Source organism: Mesorhizobium sp. C277A, from assembly GCF_040324395.1.
Lineage (GTDB): Bacteria > Pseudomonadota > Alphaproteobacteria > Rhizobiales > Rhizobiaceae > Mesorhizobium.
Window position 1 is genome coordinate 5,544,702 of the sequence record NZ_JAMYVW010000002.1, and the last position, 24,889, is coordinate 5,569,590.

The 24,889-nt window shown below is 63.5% G+C and carries 24 protein-coding genes, 1 pseudogene and 1 riboswitch; of the genes and pseudogenes, 15 read left to right on the forward strand and 10 right to left on the reverse strand.

All coding sequences use genetic code 11. The features are described 5' to 3' along the window. Positions 1 to 8: 8 nt before the first annotated feature. Both NKK52_RS27390 and NKK52_RS27395 read left to right on the forward strand, forming a co-directional pair. On the forward strand, positions 9 to 677 hold the full coding sequence (locus NKK52_RS27390) for a hypothetical protein (RefSeq protein WP_023683482.1): 669 nt from the start codon (positions 9 to 11) through the stop codon (positions 675 to 677). Beyond that, a complete protein-coding gene (locus NKK52_RS27395; RefSeq protein WP_352459305.1) occupies positions 667 to 2,079 on the forward strand; it encodes a S8 family serine peptidase in 1,413 nt (470 codons plus the stop codon). The genes NKK52_RS27390 and NKK52_RS27395 overlap by 11 nt, the downstream gene beginning before the upstream one ends. 25 nt (positions 2,080 to 2,104) lie before the next feature. Here the strand turns inward: NKK52_RS27395 and NKK52_RS27400 are convergent, their stop codons facing one another. Together NKK52_RS27400 and NKK52_RS27405 are read right to left on the reverse strand one after the other, a co-directional pair. After that, positions 2,105 to 3,451, reverse strand: coding sequence for an NAD(P)/FAD-dependent oxidoreductase (locus tag NKK52_RS27400; RefSeq protein ID WP_023684300.1), 1,347 nt, complete (start codon positions 3,449 to 3,451; stop codon positions 2,105 to 2,107). Between the two features lie 166 nt (positions 3,452 to 3,617). Next, positions 3,618 to 4,640, reverse strand: a complete 1,023-nt coding sequence (locus tag NKK52_RS27405; protein WP_023684299.1) for a substrate-binding domain-containing protein — start codon at positions 4,638 to 4,640, stop codon at positions 3,618 to 3,620. 364 nt (positions 4,641 to 5,004) lie between these two features. On the opposite strand from NKK52_RS27405, the gene NKK52_RS27410 reads away from it, so the two are divergent. From NKK52_RS27410 to NKK52_RS27430, 5 genes are all read left to right on the forward strand, one after another. Continuing rightward, entirely contained in the window at positions 5,005 to 6,360 is a 1,356-nt protein-coding gene (locus tag NKK52_RS27410; RefSeq protein ID WP_023684298.1) for an ABC transporter substrate-binding protein, read from the forward strand. Between the two features lie 250 nt (positions 6,361 to 6,610). Continuing rightward, positions 6,611 to 7,624 (forward strand): carbohydrate ABC transporter permease, encoded by a 1,014-nt coding sequence (locus NKK52_RS27415; protein WP_023668891.1) that lies wholly within the window; start codon positions 6,611 to 6,613, stop codon positions 7,622 to 7,624. Between the two features lies 1 nt (position 7,625). Next, positions 7,626 to 8,780 carry a carbohydrate ABC transporter permease gene (locus NKK52_RS27420; RefSeq protein ID WP_023684297.1) on the forward strand — a complete coding sequence of 385 codons (1,155 nt, stop codon included), beginning with the start codon at positions 7,626 to 7,628 and terminating at the stop codon, positions 8,778 to 8,780. A gap of 5 nt (positions 8,781 to 8,785) precedes the next feature. Then, positions 8,786 to 10,450, forward strand: a complete 1,665-nt coding sequence (gene bglA / locus NKK52_RS27425) for a beta-galactosidase BglA (protein WP_031204155.1) — start codon at positions 8,786 to 8,788, stop codon at positions 10,448 to 10,450. A gap of 66 nt (positions 10,451 to 10,516) precedes the next feature. Beyond that, positions 10,517 to 11,629: an ABC transporter ATP-binding protein gene (locus tag NKK52_RS27430; protein WP_023668888.1), complete on the forward strand. Its 1,113-nt coding sequence runs from the start codon at positions 10,517 to 10,519 to the stop codon at positions 11,627 to 11,629. A 73-nt stretch (positions 11,630 to 11,702) separates the two neighbouring features. Here the strand turns inward: NKK52_RS27430 and NKK52_RS27435 are convergent, their stop codons facing one another. The 3 genes from NKK52_RS27435 to NKK52_RS27445 form a co-directional block, all read right to left on the reverse strand. Further along, positions 11,703 to 11,936, reverse strand: a complete 234-nt coding sequence (locus NKK52_RS27435; RefSeq protein ID WP_023668887.1) for a DUF680 domain-containing protein — start codon at positions 11,934 to 11,936, stop codon at positions 11,703 to 11,705. A 71-nt stretch (positions 11,937 to 12,007) separates the two neighbouring features. Continuing rightward, positions 12,008 to 12,211: a DUF680 domain-containing protein gene (locus tag NKK52_RS27440; protein WP_023668886.1), complete on the reverse strand. Its 204-nt coding sequence runs from the start codon at positions 12,209 to 12,211 to the stop codon at positions 12,008 to 12,010. Between the two features lie 65 nt (positions 12,212 to 12,276). After that, positions 12,277 to 12,483 (reverse strand): DUF680 domain-containing protein, encoded by a 207-nt coding sequence (locus NKK52_RS27445; RefSeq protein WP_023668885.1) that lies wholly within the window; start codon positions 12,481 to 12,483, stop codon positions 12,277 to 12,279. A 499-nt stretch (positions 12,484 to 12,982) separates the two neighbouring features. After that, a riboswitch (cobalamin riboswitch) is annotated at positions 12,983 to 13,184 on the forward strand. A gap of 117 nt (positions 13,185 to 13,301) precedes the next feature. Here NKK52_RS27445 and NKK52_RS27450 point away from each other — a divergent pair. From NKK52_RS27450 to NKK52_RS27485, 8 genes are all read left to right on the forward strand, one after another. After that, positions 13,302 to 14,549 (forward strand): aromatic ring-hydroxylating oxygenase subunit alpha, encoded by a 1,248-nt coding sequence (locus NKK52_RS27450; protein ID WP_023668884.1) that lies wholly within the window; start codon positions 13,302 to 13,304, stop codon positions 14,547 to 14,549. Positions 14,550 to 14,586: 37 nt separating this feature from the next. Further along, entirely contained in the window at positions 14,587 to 15,687 is a 1,101-nt protein-coding gene (locus tag NKK52_RS27455) for an FAD-binding oxidoreductase (RefSeq protein ID WP_023684295.1), read from the forward strand. A 161-nt stretch (positions 15,688 to 15,848) separates the two neighbouring features. Continuing rightward, entirely contained in the window at positions 15,849 to 16,271 is a 423-nt protein-coding gene (locus NKK52_RS27460; protein ID WP_023684294.1) for a PqqD family protein, read from the forward strand. 152 nt (positions 16,272 to 16,423) lie between these two features. Next, complete coding sequence (locus NKK52_RS27465; RefSeq protein ID WP_023684293.1) at positions 16,424 to 17,473, forward strand: hypothetical protein; 1,050 nt, start codon at positions 16,424 to 16,426, stop codon at positions 17,471 to 17,473. Continuing rightward, positions 17,470 to 18,213, forward strand: a complete 744-nt coding sequence (locus tag NKK52_RS27470; protein WP_023684292.1) for a glycosyltransferase family 2 protein — start codon at positions 17,470 to 17,472, stop codon at positions 18,211 to 18,213. Before NKK52_RS27465 ends, NKK52_RS27470 begins: the two co-directional genes overlap by 4 nt. Positions 18,214 to 18,246: 33 nt before the next feature. Then, complete coding sequence (locus NKK52_RS27475; RefSeq protein ID WP_023684291.1) at positions 18,247 to 18,999, forward strand: glycosyltransferase family 2 protein; 753 nt, start codon at positions 18,247 to 18,249, stop codon at positions 18,997 to 18,999. Further along, positions 18,984 to 19,676: a glycosyltransferase family 2 protein gene (locus tag NKK52_RS27480; RefSeq protein WP_245260052.1), complete on the forward strand. Its 693-nt coding sequence runs from the start codon at positions 18,984 to 18,986 to the stop codon at positions 19,674 to 19,676. Before NKK52_RS27475 ends, NKK52_RS27480 begins: the two co-directional genes overlap by 16 nt. Continuing rightward, a complete protein-coding gene (locus tag NKK52_RS27485; RefSeq protein WP_023684289.1) occupies positions 19,676 to 21,142 on the forward strand; it encodes a nucleotidyltransferase family protein in 1,467 nt (488 codons plus the stop codon). The genes NKK52_RS27480 and NKK52_RS27485 overlap by 1 nt, the downstream gene beginning before the upstream one ends. 45 nt (positions 21,143 to 21,187) lie before the next feature. On the opposite strand, the gene NKK52_RS27490 is transcribed toward NKK52_RS27485, so the two are convergent. From NKK52_RS27490 to NKK52_RS27510, 5 genes and pseudogenes are all read right to left on the reverse strand, one after another. Continuing rightward, positions 21,188 to 21,928: an FAD-binding oxidoreductase gene (locus NKK52_RS27490; RefSeq protein ID WP_023684288.1), complete on the reverse strand. Its 741-nt coding sequence runs from the start codon at positions 21,926 to 21,928 to the stop codon at positions 21,188 to 21,190. Beyond that, the gene (locus NKK52_RS27495) at positions 21,925 to 22,536 is read right to left on the reverse strand and encodes a sulfite oxidase-like oxidoreductase (protein ID WP_023684287.1); all 612 of its coding nucleotides are present in this window, start codon (positions 22,534 to 22,536) and stop codon (positions 21,925 to 21,927) included. The genes NKK52_RS27490 and NKK52_RS27495 overlap by 4 nt, the downstream gene beginning before the upstream one ends. A gap of 130 nt (positions 22,537 to 22,666) precedes the next feature. Beyond that, positions 22,667 to 22,885 (reverse strand): annotated as a pseudogene (locus NKK52_RS27500) (PDZ domain-containing protein); the annotation flags it as partial. Between the two features lie 27 nt (positions 22,886 to 22,912). After that, entirely contained in the window at positions 22,913 to 23,677 is a 765-nt protein-coding gene (locus NKK52_RS27505) for an MBL fold metallo-hydrolase (protein ID WP_050591992.1), read from the reverse strand. Next, positions 23,677 to 24,843, reverse strand: a complete 1,167-nt coding sequence (locus tag NKK52_RS27510) for a diphosphate--fructose-6-phosphate 1-phosphotransferase (protein WP_023684284.1) — start codon at positions 24,841 to 24,843, stop codon at positions 23,677 to 23,679. Before NKK52_RS27510 ends, NKK52_RS27505 begins: the two co-directional genes overlap by 1 nt. Positions 24,844 to 24,889: the final 46 nt, after the last annotated feature.

Consider the following 24,889-nt stretch of genomic DNA (forward strand, 5'->3'; position numbering starts at 1 on the left):
CTGAAGACATGAGCGCCGCTGAAAAAAAGTCGCGCCGTGACGAAATGGAAACGCTGCTGCCGTTCTACCTGAACGGCTCGCTGGAAGGATCGGACCTCGAAGCCGTCGAGGAATGGCTGGCGTCCGATCCGGCGGCGATGGCGGCGCTTGGCGAGGCTGAGGCGGAATTCTCCGGCGCCACCGCCGCCAACGAGGCGATCCGGCCACCGGCCGATGCGCTCAGCCGCTTTGCCAGGGCGCTCGACGCCGAAGCCGGACCGGTCCGCGCTCCCGCGGGCCGTTCCTGGCTGGCGCAGGCACTCGGCCGTTTCATGGCGGTGCCGGTCGGTGTCGCCTGGGCGGCAGCGGCGGTGCTGCTGGCGTTGGTCGTGGTGCAGTCCTACGTGCAGACCGGCGGCAAGAGCCATGATTTCGAGATTGCCGGCGCCGAGGATGATCTGGCGAAACTGCCGTTCGCGCTGGTCAAGTTCAAGCCGGATGCGAAGATGTCCGACATCGCTGTCTTCCTCGACCAGAACGCGCTGAAGATCGCCGGCGGGCCGGCCGCCTCGGGCGTCTTCCGCATTGCCATCCCGGTCAAGACCGGAGCAGACTACACCAGGCTCGTCGGCCTTATTGCCGCCCAGCCGTTCGCGGAGACTGTGATCGAGGGAAGGAAACCGGTTGATGGCAGCTAGGGCGGTCATTCGATTTGCGGCGATCCTGGTGGCGGCGACGACAATCGTTGCCGTGCCGGCGTCGGCGCAGACCAATGATCCCAATGCCGGCCGGGCCGACTGCACCGACGCGGCCGGAGCGGCGGCTGCCGACTGCCCGAAAGACGGCAATGAGGCCAACGTCGGCGGCGAACCAGGCGCAGTTACCCTTCCGGCCCTGATCGTCGACCTGTTTCCCAACCCACCGGCTCCCGTAGCGCCCGTGCCGACGCCGCGGCCGTCAGCGCCGCCTGCCGACACGCAGGCCGGGCCACCCGCCGGCGGGGCGATCGTTTCGCCGACCGATCTTGTCGTGACCGCGCCGCGCCGTGCCATCGCCGGCGAGTTCGTGCCCGACGAGGTGCTGGTGACCGTCGACGGCGATGCCGGCGCCGTCCAGCAGATCGCCGCCTCTTTCGGCCTTGAAGTGCGCTCGCAGCGCCAGTCGCGGCTGCTCGGCACCACGCTGGTGCGCTTCGGCATTCCCGACGGCCGCCCTGTCGGCGCCGTGCTGGCGCAGCTGGCCGCCGATGGCCGCACCCTGCGGCGCGAGCCAAACCATATCTATTCGCTGCAGCAGGCGGCCGGCATCGTCAACTATGCCTTCGAGCGCATTCAGCTCGACAACAAGCAAGCCAGTGGCGAAAACGTGCGCATCGCCGTCATCGACACCGGCATAGACGACACCAATCCGGCGCTGTCCGGCGTCATTGCCGACCAGTTCGACGCCATGCCCAACGTGCCGGTCGAAAAGCGTGACCACGGTACCTCGGTCGACGGGCTGATCGCCGGCGTCGGCGCGCTCGAAGGCATGGCGCCCGGCGCCAGGATCTATCACGCCCGCGCCTTCGAGGACGGCAGGTCGACCATGGATGTCATCCTGTCGGCGCTCGACTGGGCGGCGGACCAGAATGTCAGCATCATCAATATGAGTTTCGTCGGCCCCAAGAACGATCTGCTCGCCACCGCCTGCCGCAATGCGCGCGGGCTCGGCATCATCCTGGTCGCTGCTGCCGGCAACAACGGGCCGAAAGCGCCCTATGGCTACCCCGCCGCCTATGACGGCGTGATCGCGGTCACCGCCACCGACGCCAAGGACGGGCTGATGCAGCAGGCCAATCGCGGCGCTTATGTCTTCATCTCGGCGCCCGGCGTCGAGATGGTGGCGCCGAGCGGCGCCGGCTCTGACGTCGTCACCGGCACCTCGTTTGCCGCCGCGATCGTGTCCGGCGCTATCGCCAATTTGATCCACGCTTCACCCGAGCGCTCCGCCGACGACATCGAAAAGGCGCTGGCCGCCACCGCCAGGGATCTCGGTCCGAAGGGACGGGACAATGATTTCGGTTATGGGCTGCTGGATACGAAGGCGGCGGCGAACAAGTAAACCGGGCGAAATTCGCGCCACCAATTCAGAGCGCCGGGCCCAGCCGGACAGGGCTGCCATCATGGAAGCGTGACAGCCGGAAGCGGCTGAGGTCGTGCCCCGTCTGGTTTCCCTGGATCAGGTCGGCAACGACACGGCCTATGCCAGGCCCGATACCGAAGCCGTGACCGCTCATTCCCGTTGCGACGAAAAGGCTGCCGACTGCCTCAACCCGATCCACGACGGGGACGACGTCGGGCATGGCGTCGATCATGCCACCCCAGCCTGCCTTCAGGCGAACCCTCTCGAACTGCGGAAAGAGACGTCCGAAATTGCGTTCTATCGAACGCAGACCGGCTCGTTCAGGGGGCGGGTTCAGCACCCGCATTTTTTCGAAAGGACTGACGGAATCCGGTGCCCAATCGCGCGGCGTCGACCACGCATCAGGGTAGCCTGACGGCGCGAACGGAAAGTAGCGCGTCCCGAACGGATTGTCCCTGAGGGCGGGAAGGTATTTGGTGGCGTGCCGGAATGCGTCGGGCCCCAAATAAAGCAAATGGCTGCCGCCCGCGGCGAGCGTGTAGCCGCCATCCTGCCGGCGCCGGAACGCGATGTGTTCGTCGGCCGCCGCACCGGCATAGATCTCAGCCAAGGGGTCCGTTGCGGCTGCGGTTACCCTGACGCTGAGCTGGGGGATGGAGATGCCGTGTCTGCGCAAGAACAGAGATGACCAGGCCCCGCCCGCGACCAGCACGCTGGAGGCCTCGACATACCCCGCCTCGGTCCACACGCCCTTGATCTTGCCGCCTGAGATTTCGAGGGTTCGCGCGGCACGATTCTCGACGATTTTGACGCCTTTTCGCGCGGCGAGCCGGGCAAGTGCCGGCACTGCCAGCCAAGGCTCCGCGCGCATGTCGGAGGGCGTCGTCATCGCGCCCTTGAATTTGCGCGACATGCCTTTGATGAGTGCCGCGGTTTCGTCTGCATCCAGGAGACGGGTGTCGAGCGCATGCGTCGCAGCGATCTTCATGAACGCTTCGAAGCCGGCCATGTCCTTGTCGGTGTTCGCGAGGTAGGTCACACCTGTCTGGGTCAGGCCGATGTCCTCGCCGCATTCCTCAGCCAGTTGCCGCCACAGGCGAATAGCCTCGATGACGATGGGCAGCTCGTCGGCGTCGCGTCCCTGCTTTCGAATCCAGCCCCAGTTTCGGGACGACTGTTCGGCCGCAATGCGCCCTTTTTCCAGCAGCGTCACCGGGATGTTCCGCTGTGCCAGGAAAAGCGCCGTCGTCACACCGATGATGCCGCCACCGACAATGACCACCTCCGACGTTTTCGGCGGTGGGCCAGGATGCCGGATTGGATCCGTTTCGGAGAACGGGAATATGGGCAAGTGGCGCACCCTGAGGACTGGTTGATGGCTCTGGCTTACTGGTTGCCACCCACTCGAAGCCAAATCAAGGACAGGTCCAGGCAGACCGTTGTCCCAACGAAGTCAATCTATCTGCGGGCAACATCCACATGGGTGAACTTGCCCAGCGGAGCAATTGGATTAATCCCTAAACCGGCGCGCCGGCGACCGAGCCTCTCACCACCAGGTCGACAGGCCAGACCTCGCCCCGCGCCCCTTCTTCCAAGCCGGAAATGCGCGCTGCCAGGCGTTCGGCGATGCGGGCGCCGGCGAGGCGGATCGACGAGCGCGTCGTCGACAGCGGCACGGAAAAATTCTCCGGCTTCAGCCATGGAAAGACGTCGTCATGGGCAATCAACGACAGGTCGCCGGGAATGGTCAGGCCAAGGTCGCGCACCGCGCGCACGACGCCGAGCGACATGATCAGGCTGGAGCAGGCGATCGCCGTCGGCCGCTCGCTCTGTTCGAGCAGGCGCCTGGCGGCGCGGTAGCCGTTCTCCTCGGTCATGGTGAGTGAACAGACATGGCGCTCGCCGAGCGTCAGGCCGCTCGCGGCCAGCGCCCTGCGCATGCCGCGCTCGCGGTGGATGGCGAAGGTCTCGCGGTCGTCGCCATTGATCAGCGCCAGCCGGCGGTGGCCGAGCTGAACCAGCAGCCGGGCGGCGTCGTGGAAGCCGCCCTCATTGTCGATGTCGGTGAAGGGATAGTCGAAATCGAAGCCTTCGCTGCGGCCATGGACGATGAAGGGAATGCCGAGCGTGTTGACCAGCGCCACCCGCCGGTCGGCCGGGCGCGGCGAGGAGATGTAGACGGCGTCGACCTGGCGGTTGGCGACGATGCGGCGATAGGTGGTTTCCTGGTCGTCGGCATCGGCCGGCGACAGCACCAGGTCGAGCTCGTGCGAGCGGGCATAGTCGCCGAGGCCGGAGAGGAATTCGACGAAATGCGGGTCGATGTCGACGGAGGCGCCCGTCGGCAGGACATAGCCGATCATGCCCGTCTTGCCGGTCGCCAGCCGGCGCGCGCTCGGATTGGGCCGGTAGCCGTGGCGCTTGGCGGCATCCACCACGCGCCGGCGGGTTTCCTCGTTGACCTCCGGATAGCCGTTGAGCGCACGGCTTACCGTTGTCTGCGACAGGGCTAGCATATGAGAGAGCTGCTTCAGGTTCACTGGGAGGCCTCCAAGCCTCAAAGCGCTTTTAATTTTGAAGCCACGCGGCGCCACAACGGGCGCGGCCAAGCTGGTCGACCATACGCACTGGTCCGGCCAGTTTGAAGCTTAATACGCTGCTGCACCGCCGTAAAACTATGCTGCAGTGCACTTTACCAAGTCTTCCATCTCGAAATTAAATCGATTAGCCCACCGCCCTCTTGACTTCCAGCCGATTCAATGGCGAGATCAAAAAGACCAAAGCGCTTTGGAAGACTCTTCGAAAGGTTGCGGTTCCTTTCTGAACGAGTCACAGTCCTGCAGCGTCGGCGGGCGGAATGGAGGTTCCGTCCGGGTGTATGTGTCCACACTGGGAGGAATACCGATGAAGAAGATGCTTCTGCTTGGCGCAGCGTTTGCCACGCTCGCCTTGTCCCTGCCGGCGCAAGCCGAACTGAAGTTCAAGCCCGGGGAAGACAAGCGCTTCAACTGGGCCAATTACGAAGAGCTGAAGAAGGTCGATCTCAAGGGCGAGACGCTGACCATCTTCGGGCCCTGGCGCGGCGAGGACGAAGGCCTCATCCGCACTGTTCTCGAATATTTTCAGGAAGCCACCGGCGCCGAGATCAAATACTCCTCGTCGGAAAATTACGAACAGCAGATCGTCATCGATACCCAGGCCGGCAGCCCGCCCAATATCGCCGTACTGCCGCAGCCGGGCCTGATCCAGGATCTGGCGTCCAAGGGCCTTTTGACGCCGCTGGGCGACGACACCGCCAAATGGATCAAGGACAATTACGGCGCCGGCCAGTCATGGGTCGATCTCGGCACCTTCAAGGACAAGGACGGCAAGCCGGGCTTCTTCGCCTTCCCCTACAAGGCCGACGTGAAATCGCTGGTCTGGTATTCGCCCGACAATTTCGAGGAAGCCGGCTACAAGGTTCCCAAGACCCAGGAAGAGCTCGCCGACCTCGAGAAGAAGATCATCGCCGACGGCGGCACGCCGTGGTGCATCGGCCTCGGCTCAGGCGGCGCTACCGGCTGGCCGGCGACCGACTGGGTCGAAGACATCATGCTGCGCACCCAGACGCCCGACGTGTATGACAAGTGGGTAAAGAACGAGATCCCGTTCAGCGATCCGGCGGTGGTCAACGCCATCGACATTTTCGGCAAGATCGCGACCGACGACAAGATGGTCGACGGTGGGGCCAAGGCGGTTGCCGCGACCGACTTCCGCGACAGCCCGAAGGGCCTCTTCTCGGTGCCGCCGAAATGCTACCTGCACCATCAGGCATCGTTCATCCCGACCTTCTTCCCGGAAGGCACAAAGGTTGGACAGGACGCCGACTTCTTCTACTTCCCGCCCTATGCATCCAAGCCCGAGCTGGGCACGCCTGTGCTCGGCGCCGGCACGCTGGCCATGATCACCAAGGATTCGAAGGGTGCACGCGCGTTCATCGAATTTCTGAAAATGCCGCTGGCACATGAAATCTGGATGGCCCAGGGCGGCTTCGTCACCCCGCTCAAGTCGGTCAACAAGGATGCCTATGCCAGCGACGCGCTGAAGAAGCAGGGCGATATCCTCGCCAATGCCTCGACCTTCCGCTTCGACGGTTCGGACCTGATGCCGGGCAAGATCGGCGCCGGCGCCTTCTGGACCGGCATGATCGATCTGGTCGGCGGCAAGTCGGCGCAGGATGTCGCCACCGACATCCAGAAGAGCTGGGACGCTATCAAGTAGTCAGCTGGCAAGCAGTCAGCTGGCAAGCAGTCAGCTGGCAAGTAACCACTGCCAAGTAATCAGCCGCTTTGGCGGCAAATTCAGGACTTCCTCCACAGACTGGATCCGGGCCGCTATGGCCCGGATCCGACCGGCGCCTTACGCCGGACCGATTTGCGTTCGTTCGTTTCAGAATAACTTAAATCGGCGCAGAGCCACATCGCCAGGGCTGTTCAAGGCCCGGCCGATCATGCGCAGGGAAGAGGGACCCATGGCTGCTCAGATCTTATCGGCCATTTTTGTCATCATCATCGGCGTCGGCGGCTGCGTCGCCTATTTCTGGGGCGCCAACAAGCTGGTCGACCTGATATTCCCGTCGCGCGGCGTGGCCGGGGCTGCGGCCATCGACAATCTGCGCCGGCAAGGACTGGTCCGTCCGTGGCTGTTCGTCGGCCCGGCGATGATCATCCTCACCGTCTACCTGATCTATCCGGTGGTGGCGACGCTCTGGCTGTCCTTCCTCGACCGCGGCGGCCAGCATTTTGTCGGCTTCGCCAACTATGAATGGGCGTTCGGCGACCGCGAGTTCCGCAACTCGATCCTGAATAACATCATCTGGCTGGCGGTGGTGCCGGCGGCGTGCACCTTCCTCGGGCTGATCATCGCCGTGCTCACCGACAAGATCTGGTGGGGCACGATCGCCAAGAGCCTGATTTTCCTGCCGCTGGCGATCTCCTTCGTCGGCGCCAGCGTGATCTGGAAATTCATCTACGAATATCGCGGCGAGGGCCAGACGCAGATCGGCCTGCTCAACGCCATCATCCAGTATTTCGGCGGCCAGCCGCAGGTCTGGATATCGCTGCCGTTCTGGAACAATTTCTTCCTGATGATCATCCTGATCTGGATCCAGACCGGCTTTGCCATGGTCATCCTGTCTTCGGCATTGCGCGGCATCCCCGAAGAGACGCTTGAAGCCGCGGTCATCGACGGCGCCAATCCGTTCCAGATCTTCTGGAAGATCATGGTGCCGCAGATCTGGGGCACTATCGCCGTGGTATGGACGACGATCACCATCCTGGTGCTGAAAGTGTTTGACATCGTGCTGACCATGACCAATGGCCAATGGAACAGCCAGGTGCTGGCCAATCTGATGTTCGACTGGATGTTCCGCGGCGGCGGCGATTTCGGCCGCGGCGCCACCATCGCCATCATCATCATGATCGCGGTCATCCCGATCATGGTCTGGAACATCCGCCAGGCGAACAAAGAGACGGGAGGACATTGAGATGGCCGTCGCGACCGGAAAGTCCTTTGCCAGCCGCTTCGGCGTCCACATCGCCGTGCTCGTCTTCGTCGCCATCTGGACCGTGCCGACGCTCGGCATCCTGGTCTCGTCGCTGCGCGACAAGGACCAGATCATCGCCTCGGGCTGGTGGAACTCGTTCTCCAGCTCCAGCCAGACCGAAGCCGGCCGCCTGCCGCCGGCCTCGGCGCAGGTCGAGAAGGACGGCAAGTTCGTGCTTGCCGGCAACATCTTCGGCGATGCTGTGGCCCGCAACATCAGCGCCTTCGGCGTCAAGTCGGCCGCACCGACGCAGTATCCGGCCGGCACCACGGCCGACCTCGGCGACGGGGTAACCCTGCTGCTCAATGCCGACGGCACGTTCGTCATGTCGTCGCCGAAAGCCTTCGAAGGCGACCGTGGCCAGCGCGTTTATTACGCCTCGTCGGCGCCGCCGAAATTCACCACCGACAATTACAAGACCGTGCTGTTTTCGGAGGGCATCGGCCGCTCGTTCATAAACTCGCTGACCGTCACCATCCCGGCGACGGTCATCCCGATCCTGATCGCCGCCTTCGCCGCCTATGCATTGGCGTGGATGCGTTTTCCCGGCCGCGCCTTGCTGATCGCCACAATCATCGGCCTGCTGGTCGTGCCGCTGCAGATGTCCTTGATCCCGCTTTTGAAGATCTACAACGGCGTCGGCATCTTCTTCGGTGTGCCGTCGAAAACCTATCTCGGCATCTGGCTGGCGCATACCGGCTTCGGCCTGCCCTTCGCCATCTATCTCCTGCGCAGCTATATTGCCGGCCTGCCGCGCGAGATCATGGAATCGGCGCGCATAGATGGCGCCAGCGATTTCGAAATCTTCGTCAAGATCGTGCTGCCGCTGTCCTTCCCGGTGCTGGCGTCCTTTGCAATCTTCCAGTTCCTGTGGGTGTGGAACGATTTGTTGGTGGCAATGGTTTTCCTCGGTACCGAAGGGGACCAGATCGTGCTGACCGCGAAGCTCAACGCGCTGCTCGGCTCGCGCGGCGGCGACTGGGAAATCCTGACGACATCGGCCTTCGTCACCATTATCGTGCCGCTGATCGTGTTCTTCTCGCTGCAGCGCTATTTCGTCCGCGGGCTGCTGGCCGGCTCGGTCAAAGGAGGTTGAGACTTATGCAAGCCGCTTTGAAGGCGACCTCGAAGCCCGATCTCGCCGTCGATCGCGACTGGTGGCGGGGCGCGGTGATCTACCAGATCTATCCGCGCTCCTATCAGGACTCCAATGGCGACGGCATCGGCGACCTCAAGGGCATCATCCGCAGGCTGCCCTACATCGCCTCGCTCGGCGTCGACGCCATCTGGATTTCGCCCTTCTTCAAGTCGCCGATGAAGGATTTCGGCTACGACGTCTCGGACTATTGCGACGTCGACCCGATGTTCGGGACGCTCGCCGATTTCGACGCGCTGGTTGCGGAAGCCCATCACCTCGGCCTCAAGGTGATGATCGACGAGGTGCTGTCGCACACCGCCGACGTCCATCCATGGTTCAAGGAGAGCCGCGCCAGCCGTAGCAATCCCAAGGCCGACTGGTATGTCTGGGCCGACGCCAGGCCGGACGGCACGCCGCCCAACAACTGGCTGTCGATCTTCGGCGGCTCGGCCTGGCAGTGGGACACCAGCCGCCAGCAATATTATCTGCATAATTTCCTGTCCGAGCAGCCCGACCTCAACTTCCACAATCTGGAAGTCCAGGACGCGCTGCTCGACGTCACCCGCTTCTGGCTGGAGCGCGGCGTCGACGGCTTCCGCCTCGACACCATCAATTTCTACTTCCACAGCCAGGGGCTGGAGAACAATCCGCCGCTGCCGCCCGAAGAGCGCAACGACCAGACAGCACCTGCGGTCAATCCCTACAACTACCAGGACCATATCTACGACAAGAGCCGGCCGGAAAACCTTGCCTTCCTCGAACGGTTCCGGGCGCTGCTCGACGAATATCCGGCGGCCGCCGCGGTCGGCGAAGTCGGCGATTCGCAGCGTGGGCTGGAAGTGGTCGCCGCCTACACCGCCGGCGGCAAACGCGTCCACATGTGCTATTCCTTCGATTTCCTGGCGCCGGAAAAGATCAGCGCCGCCAAGGTGCGCCAGGTGCTGGAAGCCTTTGGCAAGGTCGCCAGCGACGGCTGGTCGTGCTGGGCCTTTTCCAACCACGACGTGATGCGTCCGGCCTCGCGCTGGGCCGCCGACGAGGCCGACCCGGCCGCCTATCTGAAGGTTATCTCGGCGCTGCTGATGTCGCTGCGCGGTTCGGTCTGCCTCTATCAGGGAGAGGAGCTTGGGCTGGGCGAAGCCGAGTTGCAGTTCGAGGATCTGCAGGACCCCTACGGCATTCGCTTCTGGCCCGAATTCAAGGGCCGCGACGGCTGCCGCACGCCGATGGTGTGGGATGCAACCGCCAGCAATGCCGGCTTTTCGACGGCCAAGCCCTGGCTGCCGGTGCCGGGCAAGCACTTGTCGCAAGCGGTCAATGTTCAGCAGGGCGACGCGGCCTCGCTGCTCGAGCACTACCGGCGCTTTCTCGGTTTCCGCCGCCAGCATCCGGCCCTGGCCAAAGGCGACATCGAGTTCATCGAAAGCGAGGGCGACACCGTCGCCTTCACCCGCCGTGAGGGCAATGAGCAGATCGTCTGCGTCTTCAATCTGGCCAGCAAGCCGGCCGAGGTCGATCTCGGTGGTCAGGCGTTGCTGCCATTGGCCGGGCACGGTTTTTCGGGACAATCCGGCACAGGTTCCATCCGCCTCGGCGGCTACGGCGCCTGGTTCGGGCGCATCGACTGAGTTTTTGACGAAACTGGATTTTTTGAGGAAATCCAGGTTCTCTAGGGAAATCACTGGGAGGAAATTATGGCCGATGTCACGCTGAGACAGGTGAAGAAATCATACGGCAATCTGCACATTCTCCACGGCATCGACCTCGACATAAAGTCGGGCGAGTTCATCGTCTTCGTCGGCCCGTCGGGTTGCGGCAAGTCGACCTTGCTGCGGTCCATCGCCGGGCTTGAGGAGATCACCTCCGGCGAGCTGAAGATCGCCGGCGAGGTGGTGAACGACGTGCCGCCTTCCAAGCGCGGCATTGCCATGGTGTTCCAGTCCTATGCGCTCTATCCGCACATGACCGTCTACGACAACATGGCCTTCTCGATGAAGATCGGCAAGGAAAGCAAGGCCGAGATCGACAAGCGGGTGCGGCAGGCCGCCGAAATCCTGCAGCTGACCAAATATCTCGACCGCCTGCCCAAGGCGATGTCGGGCGGCCAGCGCCAGCGTGTCGCCATCGGTCGCGCCATCGTGCGCAATCCGAAAGTGTTCCTGTTCGACGAGCCGCTGTCGAATCTCGACGCGGCGCTGCGCGTCGCGACCCGCATCGAGATCGCCAAGCTCAAGGAATCGATGCCTGCCACGACCATGATCTACGTCACCCACGATCAGGTCGAAGCGATGACGCTCGCCGACCGCATCGTCGTGCTGAAGGATGGCCATATCGAGCAGGTCGGCACGCCGATGGACCTCTACAAGAAGCCCGGCAATCTGTTCGTTGCCCAGTTCATCGGCTCGCCGGCCATGAACATCCTGCCGGCGACAATCGACAGGACGGGCAACCCTACAATCGTCAGCCATGTCGGCGGCCGCAAGGCAACGGTGCCGATCGCAACGCCGGCGTCAGCAAAGGGTGCGGCAGTCAGCTTCGGCGTGCGGCCGGAGGATCTGTCGGCCGCCACCGGCGCGGAATATCTTTTCGAGGGCGTGGTAGACTATGTCGAGCAACTCGGCGAGGTGCAGCTTGTCTATGTCGATATCGGCCGCGCTGACCTGCCGTTGGTGACCAAGCTGCCCGGCAATGTCGAGGTCAAGCGCGGGGCAAAGCTGCGACTGACCGCGGATGCCGGGGACCTGCACATCTTCGACGCCGATGGGCACTCCTTCTCGCTCAAGCCGGTGGAAGTGAAGGCGGCTTGAGATAGCTGCGTCGTACAGGCATGAAAAAAGAGCGGCGGGCCAGGCCCGCCGCTCTTTTTTTAAGCTTCGGCTGTTAGTTGTTGCCGAACCGATCCCTGTCGCTGCTCTGAGGAACGAACTTCTGTTGGTCGTTCGACGAGTTCAGCAGCTTGTAGACCGCCGAGTTGGTGCCGGTCGACGAAGTGCGGGTGGTGTCGACGGCAGCGGCCGGCTGGTTGGCGCCATTGGAGCCATAATTGTCGCTGCCGGCAAAGGCAGCGCTCGAAATAGCCAGAACGGCTGCGGTGGCAAGAACGATCTTCTTCATTTTAGTCTCCTGAATTTTTCTGATGCCGCCAGCTGCAGCGGATAAGCCCGCCACGTGCTGGAAACCGGCTTTTAGCGGCCGAAAAGGTTACGGTCGGCACCGTGGGCAGGCGCCTGCTCGGCTGGAGCCGACTTCTCAACCGAAGCCGTATGGCCACTATCGGTCGACGTAATCGCAGGCTGGTTGGCGCCGTTCGAACCGTAGTTGTCGCTGCCGGCGAAAGCGCTGCCGGAGATGGCCAAAACGGCGGCGGCAGCAAGGATGATCTTTTTCATTTCAATACTCCTGAATTTTTTGGGATCCCGAGAGCGACGGGTTAGCCGCCCTTCTTTGGTCGGGATCAGCGATTGCCGTAGAGGTCGCGGTCGGCGCCCTGAACGACAGGCTGCTTGTCAGCGTGCGCCGGCTTCTGAATGGAAGCCGTATACGAGCTGTCGACCGAGACGGCTGGCTGGTTCGCACCATTGGAACCGTAATTGTCGCTACCGGCGAAGGCGCTGCCGGTGATCGCCAAAACGGCTGCGGCAGTGAGGATGATCTTTTTCATTTTTAGTACTCCAGTTTGTCTGTCCGTCTAGCGGCGTGTCTTGGGAGGAATTCGCGTCGTTCGGACAGCCCCGATGTGGGAAAGCCATAGGCTGGTTTCCAATCACGAAGTTGTTCCGTGTGGACCACGGTCCTGCACCTTGAAATTGTGCCAGGAAGTTCCTCTATGGTCATTTATCGCATTGTTTTCAGTTGCTTATGTCGAACCGAGTGGTTCGCTCCGGTGTCGGTTTCCGGGCCGTCGTTCACACCGTCCTGCACGCATTGTCAACAGAAACGAACCGTTCGGTTCGATTAGAGATTGCTAATAGTAACTTTTCGATACCGTTGAGCCCTTTTTGCCCCCGATCGGAACTGGATCCGCAGCGATTCGAAACGGCGATGATAGCGCCGCAAGACAGGATCTCAGCCCTTCGGTGGTCGGCGGGGCGTATGCCGCGCGTGTCGCGCCGCATGGATATGATGTCGCTTTCATGCCGACGTCGCGATCGCTGCCGTGATTAGATGATCGCATCTCAGGTGCCGCTTCGTGACGACGCAGCGGAGAATTGGGAAGCCGGTCAGAATCCGGCGCTGCCCCCGCAACGGTGGTGGAGTTGAAGTCGCAACGGGAGACCACTGGGCAGCAGCCTGGGAAGGTGTCGCGATGGTCCGCAAGGACAACTCCAGAGCCCGGAAACCAGCCCGAGATGCATAGACTCGACTGATCGCGGTGGGCGGTCAAGAGGTGGATAGTGCATGTCCGGCGCCGCGCCGGCCTGCGTCCGATCCTTCCTCCATCACCACCAAGTTCAGTCCTTAAACCACGAGGACAGAACTATGGATACGCGCAACGACATGCTGAGGCTCCTGAACGGCCGCAAGCAAGGCTTTTCGCTGGAACAGCCCTTCTACACCGACCCGGACTATTTCAAGCTCGACATGGAGCTTATCTGGTATCGCGACTGGCTGTTCATCGGCCATGATTGCGAACTGCCGAAGCCCGGCAGCTATATCACCGTGCAGATCGGCGATTATCCGGTGGTGCTGGTCCGCGACCAGAAGGGCAACATCAACGCCTTTCACAATTCCTGCCGCCATCGCGGCAGCCGTGTCTGCAACACTGAGAAGGGCATGGCGGCAAAGCTTGTCTGCCCCTATCACCAGTGGACCTACGAGCTTGACGGCCGGCTGCTGTTTGCCCGCCAGATGGCCGACGGTTTCGACAAGAGCCAGTTCGGCCTGAAGCCCGTCGCCTGCGAGAGCGTCGGCGGCTACATCTTCATCTGCCTGGCAAAAGAACCTGCCGACTTTGCCCCGATGCGCGCCATGATAGAGCCCTACCTCAAGCCGCACCGGCTGAATGAAGCCAAGGTCGCCTTCGAGAGCACCATCATCGAGAAGGGCAACTGGAAGCTGGTCTGGGAAAACAACCGCGAATGCTATCACTGCGCCGGCAATCATCCAGAGCTGTGCAAGACATTCCCCGAAGCGCCGACGGTGACCGGCGTGCAGGGCGCCGACAGCGATCCGGAGATGCTGGCGCACTGGGCGAAATGCGAGGCGGCGGGCCTGCCGAGCAAGTTCCGCATCGATCCGGCCGGGCAATACCGCGCCACCCGCGCGCCGCTGCTGCGCGATGCCGTCAGCTACACGATGTCCGGAAAGCGCGCGGTGACGAAGAACCTGTCCGACACTGTTGCCGCCGACCGCATCGGCACCTTGATGCACTACCACTATCCGACGACCTGGAACCACATACTGATCGACCATGCGGTCACCTTCCGGGTGCTGCCGATCAGCGCCACCGAAACCGCGGTGACGACCAAGTGGCTGGTGCACAAGGATGCGGTCGAGGGGGTCGACTACAACCTTGAGGAGCTCACCCATGTCTGGACCGAGACCAACGACCAGGACCGCCGCATCGTCGAGGAAAACGCCTTTGGCATCCTGTCTCCGGCCTATGAGCCCGGCCCCTATTCGGAGCTGCACGAGGGCGGCGTGATCCAGTTCGTCGAATGGTACGCGGCCTTCATCGGCCCGCGCCTTGCCGAAGGCGGCCGGCCGGCGCTACGCAGCGTCGCGTGAGCTGGAGCAGGCGAAGAGGGACCAGAGGATGAATGCGATGACGGATCTTGGGCTCTATCGCCATCTTGACCAGATGGCGCCGTGGAACGATAGGCTGCAGGTGCTGGAAGTGATCGGCGTCAGCGACGAGGCGCCCGACGTCAAGACCTTCACCTTCCGCTCCGACAACCAGACCTGGTTCCGCTACAAGCCGGGCCAGTTCCTGACGCTGGAACTGCCGACACCGGACGGGCCGCTGATGCGCACCTACACGCTGTCGTCGTCGCCATCGCGGCCGTTTTCGATCGCGGTGACGATCAAGGCGCAGGCCGGCAGCATCGGCACGCGCTGGATGTTCGACCATCTGGTGCCCGGTTCGCATGTCAAGGCCTACGGACCGGCCGGCGACTTCTCGTTGCACAGCCACCCGGCGGCCAAATACCTGTTCATTTCCGCCGGCTCCGGCGTGACGCCGATGATGTCGATGCTGCGCTGGCTGAACGACTGCGCGCCATGGACCGATGTCGGTTTCGTCAACTGCGCGCGGCGTGCCGAAGAGATCATCTTCCGCAAGGAACTCGAACTGCTCGGCGGCCATATGCCCGGCCTGTCGCTCGGCTTCATGATCGAGGAACGTTCCAGCCGCGAAGGCTGGTACGGCCATATGGGCCGCATCGATGCGATCCGGCTGCCCTTGCTGGCTCCGGACTTCCGCGAGCGCGAAATCTTCTGCTGCGGCCCCGATCCGTTCATGCGCGCCGTGCGCGGCATGCTGGATGCCGCCGGCTTCGACATGACGAAATACCATCAGGAGAGCTTTGCCGCGCCTGTGGTGGAGGAAATTCCGGCGCCGTTTGCCTCCCCGGTCGAGGACGGCATCGCTGCACCTGTCCAAGCCGTGACGCCGATCCGCTTCTCGCTTTCGGAGGTCGACGCCGGCTGCGTCGCCGGCCAGACCGTGCTGCAGACCGCGCGCAGCTCGGGCGTGCGGATTCCCGCCGCCTGCGAGTTCGGCCTGTGCGGCACCTGCAAGGTGAAGAAGGTCTCCGGCGAAGTCGAGATGAGCCACAATGGCGGCATCCTCGACCACGAGATCGATGACGGTTTTATCCTTGCCTGCTGCTCGAAACCATTGTCGGCGCTCGAAATCGAGGCTTGAGCCGGTCGACTTCGCCGCAACGGTCGCCGACGCAGGCGTTGTATTCGCGGGTCTTTGTCTTGCCAACCAACGGCCAAGTGATTTAGACGCACTTAGGAAGGGCTTGGCAGACCGTGAAGCCGGCGCATCCCTTCAGGGCGCATGGGACGGGGGACACAGCGATGCAACAGCGGGTCTACGCGGTCGCAAGCAAGGACATCGTTTTCGAATCATTCGATGGCGAAGCCGTCGTTCTCGATCTTTCGAACGGTAAGTATTTCGGCTTTTCCGATTCCGGCAGCCGGGTCTGGCAGGCTTTGTCGTCCGGCGTCGCCACTGAAGCGCTGGTCGGAGCTGCCGCGGGCGCCGCAAAAACAAGCCTAGCCGACCTCGAAAGCTTCGTTGCCCGACTGCTCGATTTCGGGTTGCTTGCGCCAGCCGAAACACCGGCACAACCGCTTTCGGGCGAGCTGTCGGCTGCGCTTGCTGCCAGCAATGAGCCGCTCAAGGTCGATGTCCATGACGACCTTGCCGATCTCATCATTGTCGACCCGATCCATGAGGTCGAGGAACCTCTCGGCTGGCCGGCGGTGAAACAGGCATAATCGTTTCCCTAAAGCGCGTCGCGTTTGAACGGACTCAGGCGACGCGGTTTAGATCTTTGATTTTATGCATGTCGTCGTCTCAAAACCGGGGCCACCCCGAGCGACATGCATCAGGCGACCCGGCGCAATTCTGGACGCTGAACAACCAACACATGCCTTTGATCACGCTGCAAACCCTGCCGGATTATGCCCGCCATGTGCTGGCGGCCGCGGAAAGCGCCGCCGCCTTCTATCCCGTTACCGCCGGGGTGCGGTTGCCGGGACTGGACCTGAGTGTCCACCTCGACCATGGCACGCTGGCGGAAGCCATGAGCCATGCCTTCATACCGGCCCCGGAAAATCCGTCTGCATCTGACGGCTGCCGCATTTTCGTCGCCCACCCGGCCATCGATGGCGTCCCCGCCCCGGCCACCTGGGGCCGAGGCGATTACAACCATCATGCCTTTGCCAACCGGCTGGAAGAGGCCGGATTGCGCGGCAGCTACTATCATGACCTCGACTTCTGGCAGTTCCATGATCCGCAACGTCATGTCGGGGCGCAGCTGATGATGTCGGCCGACGCCTTTCCGCCATGGGAACAAGGGGCGCCGCTGCGCGCCTTCCTGCATTGGGAATATGCGGCGCGCGGCATGCGGCTCACCCATGCCGGCACGCTGGGCATCGATGGCAAGGGCGTGCTGCTGGCGGGCTCCGGGGGAGCCGGAAAATCGGGAACGGTCGTCGCCGGTCTGCTCAATGGGCTCGATAGCGTCGGCGACGACTATGTGCTGATCGACCGGACCGAGGGGGTGACGGCCTATCCGCTGTTTGCCACGCTCAAGCAGGATCCGGAGGGCTTCAGGCGGCTGAAGCTGGAGGAGCGGCTAAAGTCGTACCAACCGCTGAACTGGCAAGGCAAGCATGCCTTTCACATCGACGAGATCGCGCCTCGACCAGCTCCTGCAAGTCTGGACATTATTGCTTTGATAGTGCCCCATATCAGGGGAGGTGCGAGAAGCTCGGTCATGCCCATATCGCGCAAGGATGCCATGATCGCCTTGGCGCCGTCAGGAATCGTGCAGATGCCGGGCGAGCGGGAAGCGGGCTTTCGCTTTTTCAGCGAGCTTACCCGCGATCTGCCATGCTACCGGCTGTTGCTGGGGACCGAGCCGCGCGAGATCGCCGGCACGATTGCGGATTTCGTCCTTCGGGGCGCTGCATGAAGTTGAGCGTCATCGTGCCGGTCTACAATCGGGAGATCTATGTCGTTTCGACGTTGCGGTCCCTGCTCAGGCAACGCGACGATGCCGATCTCGATATCATCGTTGTCGACGACGGCTCGACGGACAGCTCCGTTGAAGCCGTCCGCGCCATCATGCGGGAAGCGTCGTGCATCCGCCTGTTCCAGCAGGCCAACCAGGGCGTGGCCAACGCGCGCAACACAGGGCTGAAGCAGTTGCTGCCGCAAACCGAACTGGTGTCGTTCCTGGATTCGGACGACGTCTCGCCGGCTGGACGATTCAAGGCTGACCTACCCCTGTTCGCGACCGACCCTGCGCTCGAGCTGACCTACTCGCTGATGACGCGCGTCGATCTCATGGACGACGAAGCCCTTCAGCCGGCACCGGGCGGCGCAGGTCCCACCGTGCGCGGCGTCAGCCTTAGCGCCGGGATATTCCGCAGGGCACTCATCGACCGTACCGGTGCTTTCGACGAGGAGTTCCGGCAGGGCGAAGACGCCGACTATCTGCTGCGCATTTTCGAAACCAGCCCGAAGCACATTTTTCCCGACACCGTCGCGGTATACTACCGGCGCCACCCCGGCAATTTGACCAAGCAAAGGGATGTGGCGGTGCGCGAATATCTACGTGTAATTCAGAAATCCTTGCGGCGGCGCAAGGCCGATCCGTCGCGGCGCCCGGTCGAGGGGCTTTTCGAGATCAAGCGCCCGGCAGAGTGGTGAAAGAATGAACAGATCACAGCCTGGAATGCGTGCGTGAAGCTGAGCGTGATCATGCCGGTCTACAACCGCGAACGCCATGTCGGCTCGGCGCTGCGCTCGCTGCTGAGGCAGCGCGATGCCGCCGATCTCGACATCATCGTTATCGATGACGGTTCGACCGACAGTTCGGTGGCGGTCGTGCGCTCGCTGATCGCGGAGGCGCCGTGCATTCGCCTTTTCCAGCAGCAGAATGCCGGGGTGACGCGGGCACGCAACGCGGGCTTGCGGCAATTGCTGCCGCAGACCGGGCTGGTATCGTTTCTCGATTCCGACGACATTTCCCCGCCGGGCCGCTTCAAGGCGGATCTGGCCTGTTTCGACGCAGACCCCACCCTCGAGCTCACCTATTCGCGCATGACGCTGGTCGACGACATAGATGACGATACGCTGGAGCCGACAGCCGACAGCCACTCGGTGACGGTTCGCGGCATTCACCTGTCGCCCGCTATCTTCGTCCGGCGGTTGGTCGAACGCATCGGCAGCTTCGACGAGGATTTCCACCAGGCCGAGGACACCGACTATCTGCTGCGCACTTTCGAAAGCGGGCCGAAATTCACGATGCCCGACACTGTTGCGCTCTATTACCGGCGCCATCCCGGCAACATGACCAGGCAGGCCGATGTTCCTTTTCGCGAATTCATGCGCGCCGTCTACAAGTCGATGAAACGGCGCGAGGCCGACCGCTCCTTGCACCCTGTCGACGGCATCTTCGATTTCAAGGAACTTGCGAATTGGCGTTTCCTGTGATGGCCAGCTACGGCGTCGTCATTCCGGCCTTCAACGCGACCGCCACCATCGCCGAGACGCTGCGATCGGTCGCGGCCCAGACGGTCCAGCCCGACGCCATAATCGTCGTCGATGACGGCTCGACCGACGATACGGTCGCGGTGGTCAATGCGCTGGGCATGCCGGTGCAGGTGTTGCGCCAGGACAATGCCGGACCAGGCAGCGCCACCACCAGGGGCATCGCCGCGCTGGCGACGCCCTTCGTCGCCACGCTCGATGCGGACGATCTGTGGCTGCCGACCAAGATCGAAAGGCAGCTGGAGCATTTCGAGCGGTTTCCCGCGACGGCAGGGGTCTTTGCCCACTGGCGGACGTTTCGCGATGACAAGCCCGATGTGCAACAGGACGTGGCGGTGGCGGGCTGGTCGCGCACCACGATGATGATCCGCCGGGAGGTAGCCGAGGCCGTCGGTCCGATCATCGACCCGCAAGGCGGTCGCGGCGACATGGTCGACTGGATCGCCCGTGTCCGCGAGGCGGGCTTTGCGCTTGCCATGCTCGACGATGTCCTGACCTTGCGCCGCATCCGGCCCGACAGCATGTCCTATGGACGCGACCCCGTGCGCGACCGCGGTTATGTCGAGGTCGTAAGGCTGGCCATGCAAAGGCGAGCAGCGAAAAAGGCGAGCGCCGACTGATGGCCAATGCCATGCGCCGTATCGGCCGTCGGTTTCCGGACTATGGTTGGTCATGGCCCACGGGCGGCCTCGACCAGTTGCTGAAGGCCGCATTGCTTCCCGATGAAGAGGCGGCCGGGGGCTATGCGGCGCGCTGGCTCGACGAGAACGATATCGACCATGCTGCTTTCCGCGAGCATCGGCTGCTGGCCGCGATCTCCGACAGGTTCGGCCGCAAGCTCGCTGGGCATCCGGCCTATCCACGTCTTGTCGGCCTGCAAAAGATGCTGTGGACCAAATCGCGACTGGCTGCGCGCGAGGCCGAGCCGGCGCTACAGGCCATGATCGACGCCGGCTGCGCGGTGATGCTAATCAAAGGCGCCAGCCGCATCGCCGTCAACGCGTCGGCGCAGCGGGGCCGGGTGGCGCACGACATCGACATATTGGTGCGTCCGCAGGACATGATCGCCGCCTTCGACGTGTTGACCGAGGGTGGCTGGCAAATCGCCACCGGCGTCAGCCCGCAATATCTGCGCACAAGGCTGGCGTCCCTGCGGTCGATGAATTTCTTCAAGGGCAGTTTCGGCGACATCGACCTGCACCAGTTGGCCTATGACGGATCGCAGCAGAGCACCGAAGACGATCTGGCGGTCTGGCAGCGGGCCCTGTCGGCCGAATTCAATGGCGTCCGCGTGCTTGTGCCCTCGCCTGCCGACCGCATGACGCTTGCCATCGCGCATGGCGGCCTCGATGCCCACACCCACAGCGACTGGCTGGTCGACTGCGCCGTCGCCATCGAGGGCGACGAGGTCGACTGGGACGTGTTCGCCGATATCGTCGCCAGGCGCCACCTGGCCGTAGCCGCGGCGGTGGCGCTGTCCTACCTCAGCCTGGAAATCGGCATTGCAGTGCCGCCGGCTGAACTGGCACGGACGGTTGCGAACGCCGATCACGCCGGCCTGTCGCGCTGGTCCTCGGTGCTGCAGGCCAAGCCGCGCACCGATTTCGGCGGTCTCGTCTGGCTGTCGCGCGGCTTTGCCAAGCAGTTGCGCCTCAAACGCAAAAAGGGCCGCCTGCAGCAGCCGACGCCCGCCGTCTGGCGCGGCAGGCCGACATTGCGCAAGGCAAGAGCGACGTCGGCGCCGTTTGCACTTTCCCAGACCCTGCCGCGTCCGGACAGGACTGGAGCGATGGTGCTGGACGTCACCGTCAGGATCGTCGTTCCACCAATCCGGCGCCGCATTGAGATGGAAATCAATGCCGGCGGCGGCCATGTCGCCCGCCTGCGTTCCATAGTGATCAGCCGCGCCGGCGGCGGACGTGTGCTGCGCTTTCGCGGCAAGCTAACGGTGGACGACACCGGCCGGCCTCTGGTGATCGAGGCACGGCCATCGCGCCAGTTCCGCAACTGGGACAATGAGGCCGAAGTCGCCGCCTATGGCGCGCTGCCGTTCCAATTGCTGTCGGCAAGGTTTTCACCCACCTGAGAGCGGGTGGCTGTTTCCATGAAACGGTGAACCACTGTGGCCCTCTCAGACGCCATAGCGCTCGGTGCGGATGATTTCCGCTGATATGCCGGCGTCGATCAGCGCCTGGGCAGCCGCCGAGACGAAGGCGTTCGACCCGCAGACGAAGGCGAGCGCCGGCGGCCGCGGCAGCCGCGTGAGCGCCTGCATGACCATTGCCGTGTCGATGCGCCTCGAATAGTCGGACGGGCGCCGTGCCGCCTCGCGCGTCAGCGTCAGCACCAGCTCGAACCCGTCGCCGCGGTCGCCGAGGCCGATCAGCTCGTCGCGGAAGATCACCTCGTCCCAGACCCGCACCGAAAACATCAGCGCCACCGGCACCGCCGATTTGCGCAAGGCTCGATGCCGCACCATCGCCATCAGCGGCACCACGCCGGAGCCGCCGCCGACCAGAAGCAGCGGCCCGCCATCCCCATCGGACCAGACGAAATGGCCGCCGAGCGGCCCGCGCAGTTCGATCTCGTCACCGACCGCGGCGACGTCGTGGAAGAAGGGCGAGACTTCACCTTCGTCGAGCTTCTCGATCGCCAGCTCGATCGTGGCGCCGCTCTCCGGCGCCGAGGCGATGGAGTAGGAGCGGCGTGCCTGGTAGCCGTCAGGCGCGGTCAGCCTGACATCGACATGCTGTCCGGCGCGATAGGCGAATGGCCGTGACAGCGCGAAGAAGAAACTGGTAACGCGTGGCGTCCGCTTTTCGATCCGGGTGATTTTCGCCGTCTGCCAGGGAGATTGCGGCGCTTCGCTCATGGATCGCCGCTATAGCGCTGCTCGCGCCACGGGTCGCCATAGATGTGATAGCCGCGCAATTCCCAGAAGCCCGGCTCGTCGCGCTCGGTGAACTGCAGCCCGTTCAGCCATTTAGCCGATTTCCAGAAATAGAGATGCGGCACCAGGAGCCGCGCCGGGCCGCCATGGTCGGCAGTGATTGGCTTGCCTTCATAAAGCAGCGCCACCATCGCCTTCCCCGCGGTGAGATCCTTGGCCGGCACGTTGGTGGTATAGCCGTCATAGCCATGCGCCAGCAGGAAGCCGGTCGGCGCTTCGATGCCGGCATCGGCAAGGATGTCGTCGACCAGCACGCCTTGCCAGGCGGTATCGAACTTGGTCCAGGCGGTAACGCAATGGATGTCGCGCGTCATCTTGGTCAAGGGCAGCGCGTTGAACTCGGCCCAGTTCCACTTCTTGATCGGGCGTGGCCCGTGCTTGAGCGTGAACGACCAGTCCTCGGTGCGCACGCGCGGCGTCGGCCCCGCCGACAGCACCGGAAAGCCCTGTTCGAGATACTGACCGGGCGGAATGCGCGCATCGGTCTCCGTCGGAGGCTTTCGACCGGAGGAAAAACCGCGAGTGACCATTTGACTGTCCGTTTTTAGCAGGCCATTGCCGGCCTGCCGTAATGTTCTCGAAGATGTCGCGGCGGGCAATAGGAATTTCGGCGGCCGTGCGGCAGGCCTGTCGGTGGTCCGGCGAGCCTGCCATGATGTCTCAACCGGCGGCGAAGGATACGGCGACGAAGATTTGCGCGTCGCCGCGATCGTTCAAAAGCAGCACCGACTTCCGGCCCGATCTGCCGGCCTCGGCGATCGCCTGGTTGGCTTGCCGCGCATTCCGCACCGGCGACTGGTCGACGGCGACGATGACGTCGCCCGGCTGCAGGCCCGCATTGGCGGCTGCCTTGTCCGGATTGACGCGCTCGACCACGGCGCCACGCTGGTTCCGATCACAATGTCGTCAGCGGCCTTCGGTGCGCCTGAGATAGGTTGTGGCGATCTCGCGCATCCGGTTGCCGTCGAAGCTCGGCCCATGGCCGCCATGGCCGAGACGGACAGGCAGATCGAGGAGCCGCTGCATGGTACGGCGATAATCAGGCCGGGAGGAATCCGGCAGGTCGTCGATCAGCATGGAATCGTAGATGGCGTCGCCGGCAAAGAACAACCCGTCCGTCTCTTCGAACAAAGCGATCGAATCCGGCGAATGTCCGGGCAGATGCAGGACGCGGAACTGCCGGTCGCCGAGGTCGACGATGTCGCCCTCGTCCAGCGTGCGCGTCAGCGGCGCCGGCGGGATCTTGTAGTCGGCCGCCGTCCAGCCCGGCGTCGGCAATTTCGAAACGGCGCCGTCGAGATTACAAAACATGTAGGCGTAGGTCACTGCCTCGTTCATGGTCTCGAAATGCTCGGCACTGTGCCGCGGCCCGGCGCGCAGCGGAAACTCGTGCAGCGAGCCGACATGGTCGAGATGGATGTGGGTGGCGACGACTATGAGCGGCTTGCCCTCGGGCGTGTCGATCTCAGGCGCCAGCGGGCAGATGCCCATGCCGGTGTCGACCAGCAGGTCGGCGTCGCGTCCGCTGAAATGCCAGATGTTGGCGCGCACGAAATCATGCACGAACGGCTCGGTCAGCATCGTCGTGCGGTCGTCGATGATCGTCTTGCCGAACCAGTCGCCGACAACGCGCTCGCCACCAAAACGGACGCCGCCAAAACGGCCGCCCATCAGACGAAGGGCTTTCCCACCTTGTATTTTTCCGGCACCAGCCGCTTCAGGTAAGCCATACCCGCTTCCGAAAGCTGGTTGACATCGGGCTTCATGAAATCGTCGGGCATATGGCGCGTCTTACCGGCGACGTTCTTCAGCGGCACCTTCTTCAGCACGGTTTTCGTGCCGTCATATTGCAGCGCCACCGAGCCACCGCCTTCGCCGGCAACGGCAACCGCGAAGGCGCCGGCGTCGAAAGCCTCCTGCGCGTCGACGGCACTGATCGCGCCGACATAGCCGCGCGGCATGTAGCCAAGCGCATCGACGCGGGCGCGCTTGCCCGGCAGGCCTTCGGCGAGCGCACGTTCCAGAGCTGACGGCAGGTCGCTGCCCGACAGTTTGACGTTGCCATGCGCGTCGCGCTCGAGCTTGTCCGGCGGCACTAGGCTTTCGACCAGCGCCTTGCCGTCGGCGGTGCTGACACCTTCGGAGACGGCGACGATGCAGCGCTTGTGGCGGTCGAGCGTGGAGCGCACGTCGTCGATGAAACCGGCGGCGGAGAATGGCCGTTCCGGCACGTAGACCAGATGCGGGCCGCTGTCGGGATCGAGCTGCCAGGCTGCAGCCGCCGCGGTGAGGAAGCCGGCATGCCGGCCCATTACGATGCCGACATAGATGCCGGGCAATGCGCGGAAATCGAGATCGACGGACAGGAAGGCGCCGGCGACGAATTCGGCCGCCGAGATGAAGCCAGGCGTGTGGTCGTTTTCCTCGAGGTCGTTGTCGATGGTTTTTGGCGCATGGACGAAAGCAATGCTGCCGCCGGCGGCGTCGGTCAGGATCTGCTGCGTGCCCGACGTGTCGTTGCCACCGATGTAGATGAAAGCGTCCGCGCCGGCCTTCTTCAGGCCCTTGAGGATGACCTCGCAATAGGCGGCATCCGGTTTGTCGCGCGTCGAGCCGAGCGCGGCACTCGGCGTGCCGGCGATCAGCCGCAGCCGGTCCTCTGGGATGGCGGAGAGGTCGACATAGTTGCCGTCACGAATGCCGCGCACGCCGTGGAGCGAGCCCAGCACCTTGGCGCCGGGATGGCGCTTGCGGACTTCCAGCGTGGCCCCGACAACCGTCTGGTTGATGACGGCGGTCGGGCCGCCGCCCTGTGCGATGACAAACGTTCCAGCCATGCTCGATCTCTCCCGGCGCTGTGGTTTTCAAGGCACCTTGGCCTAG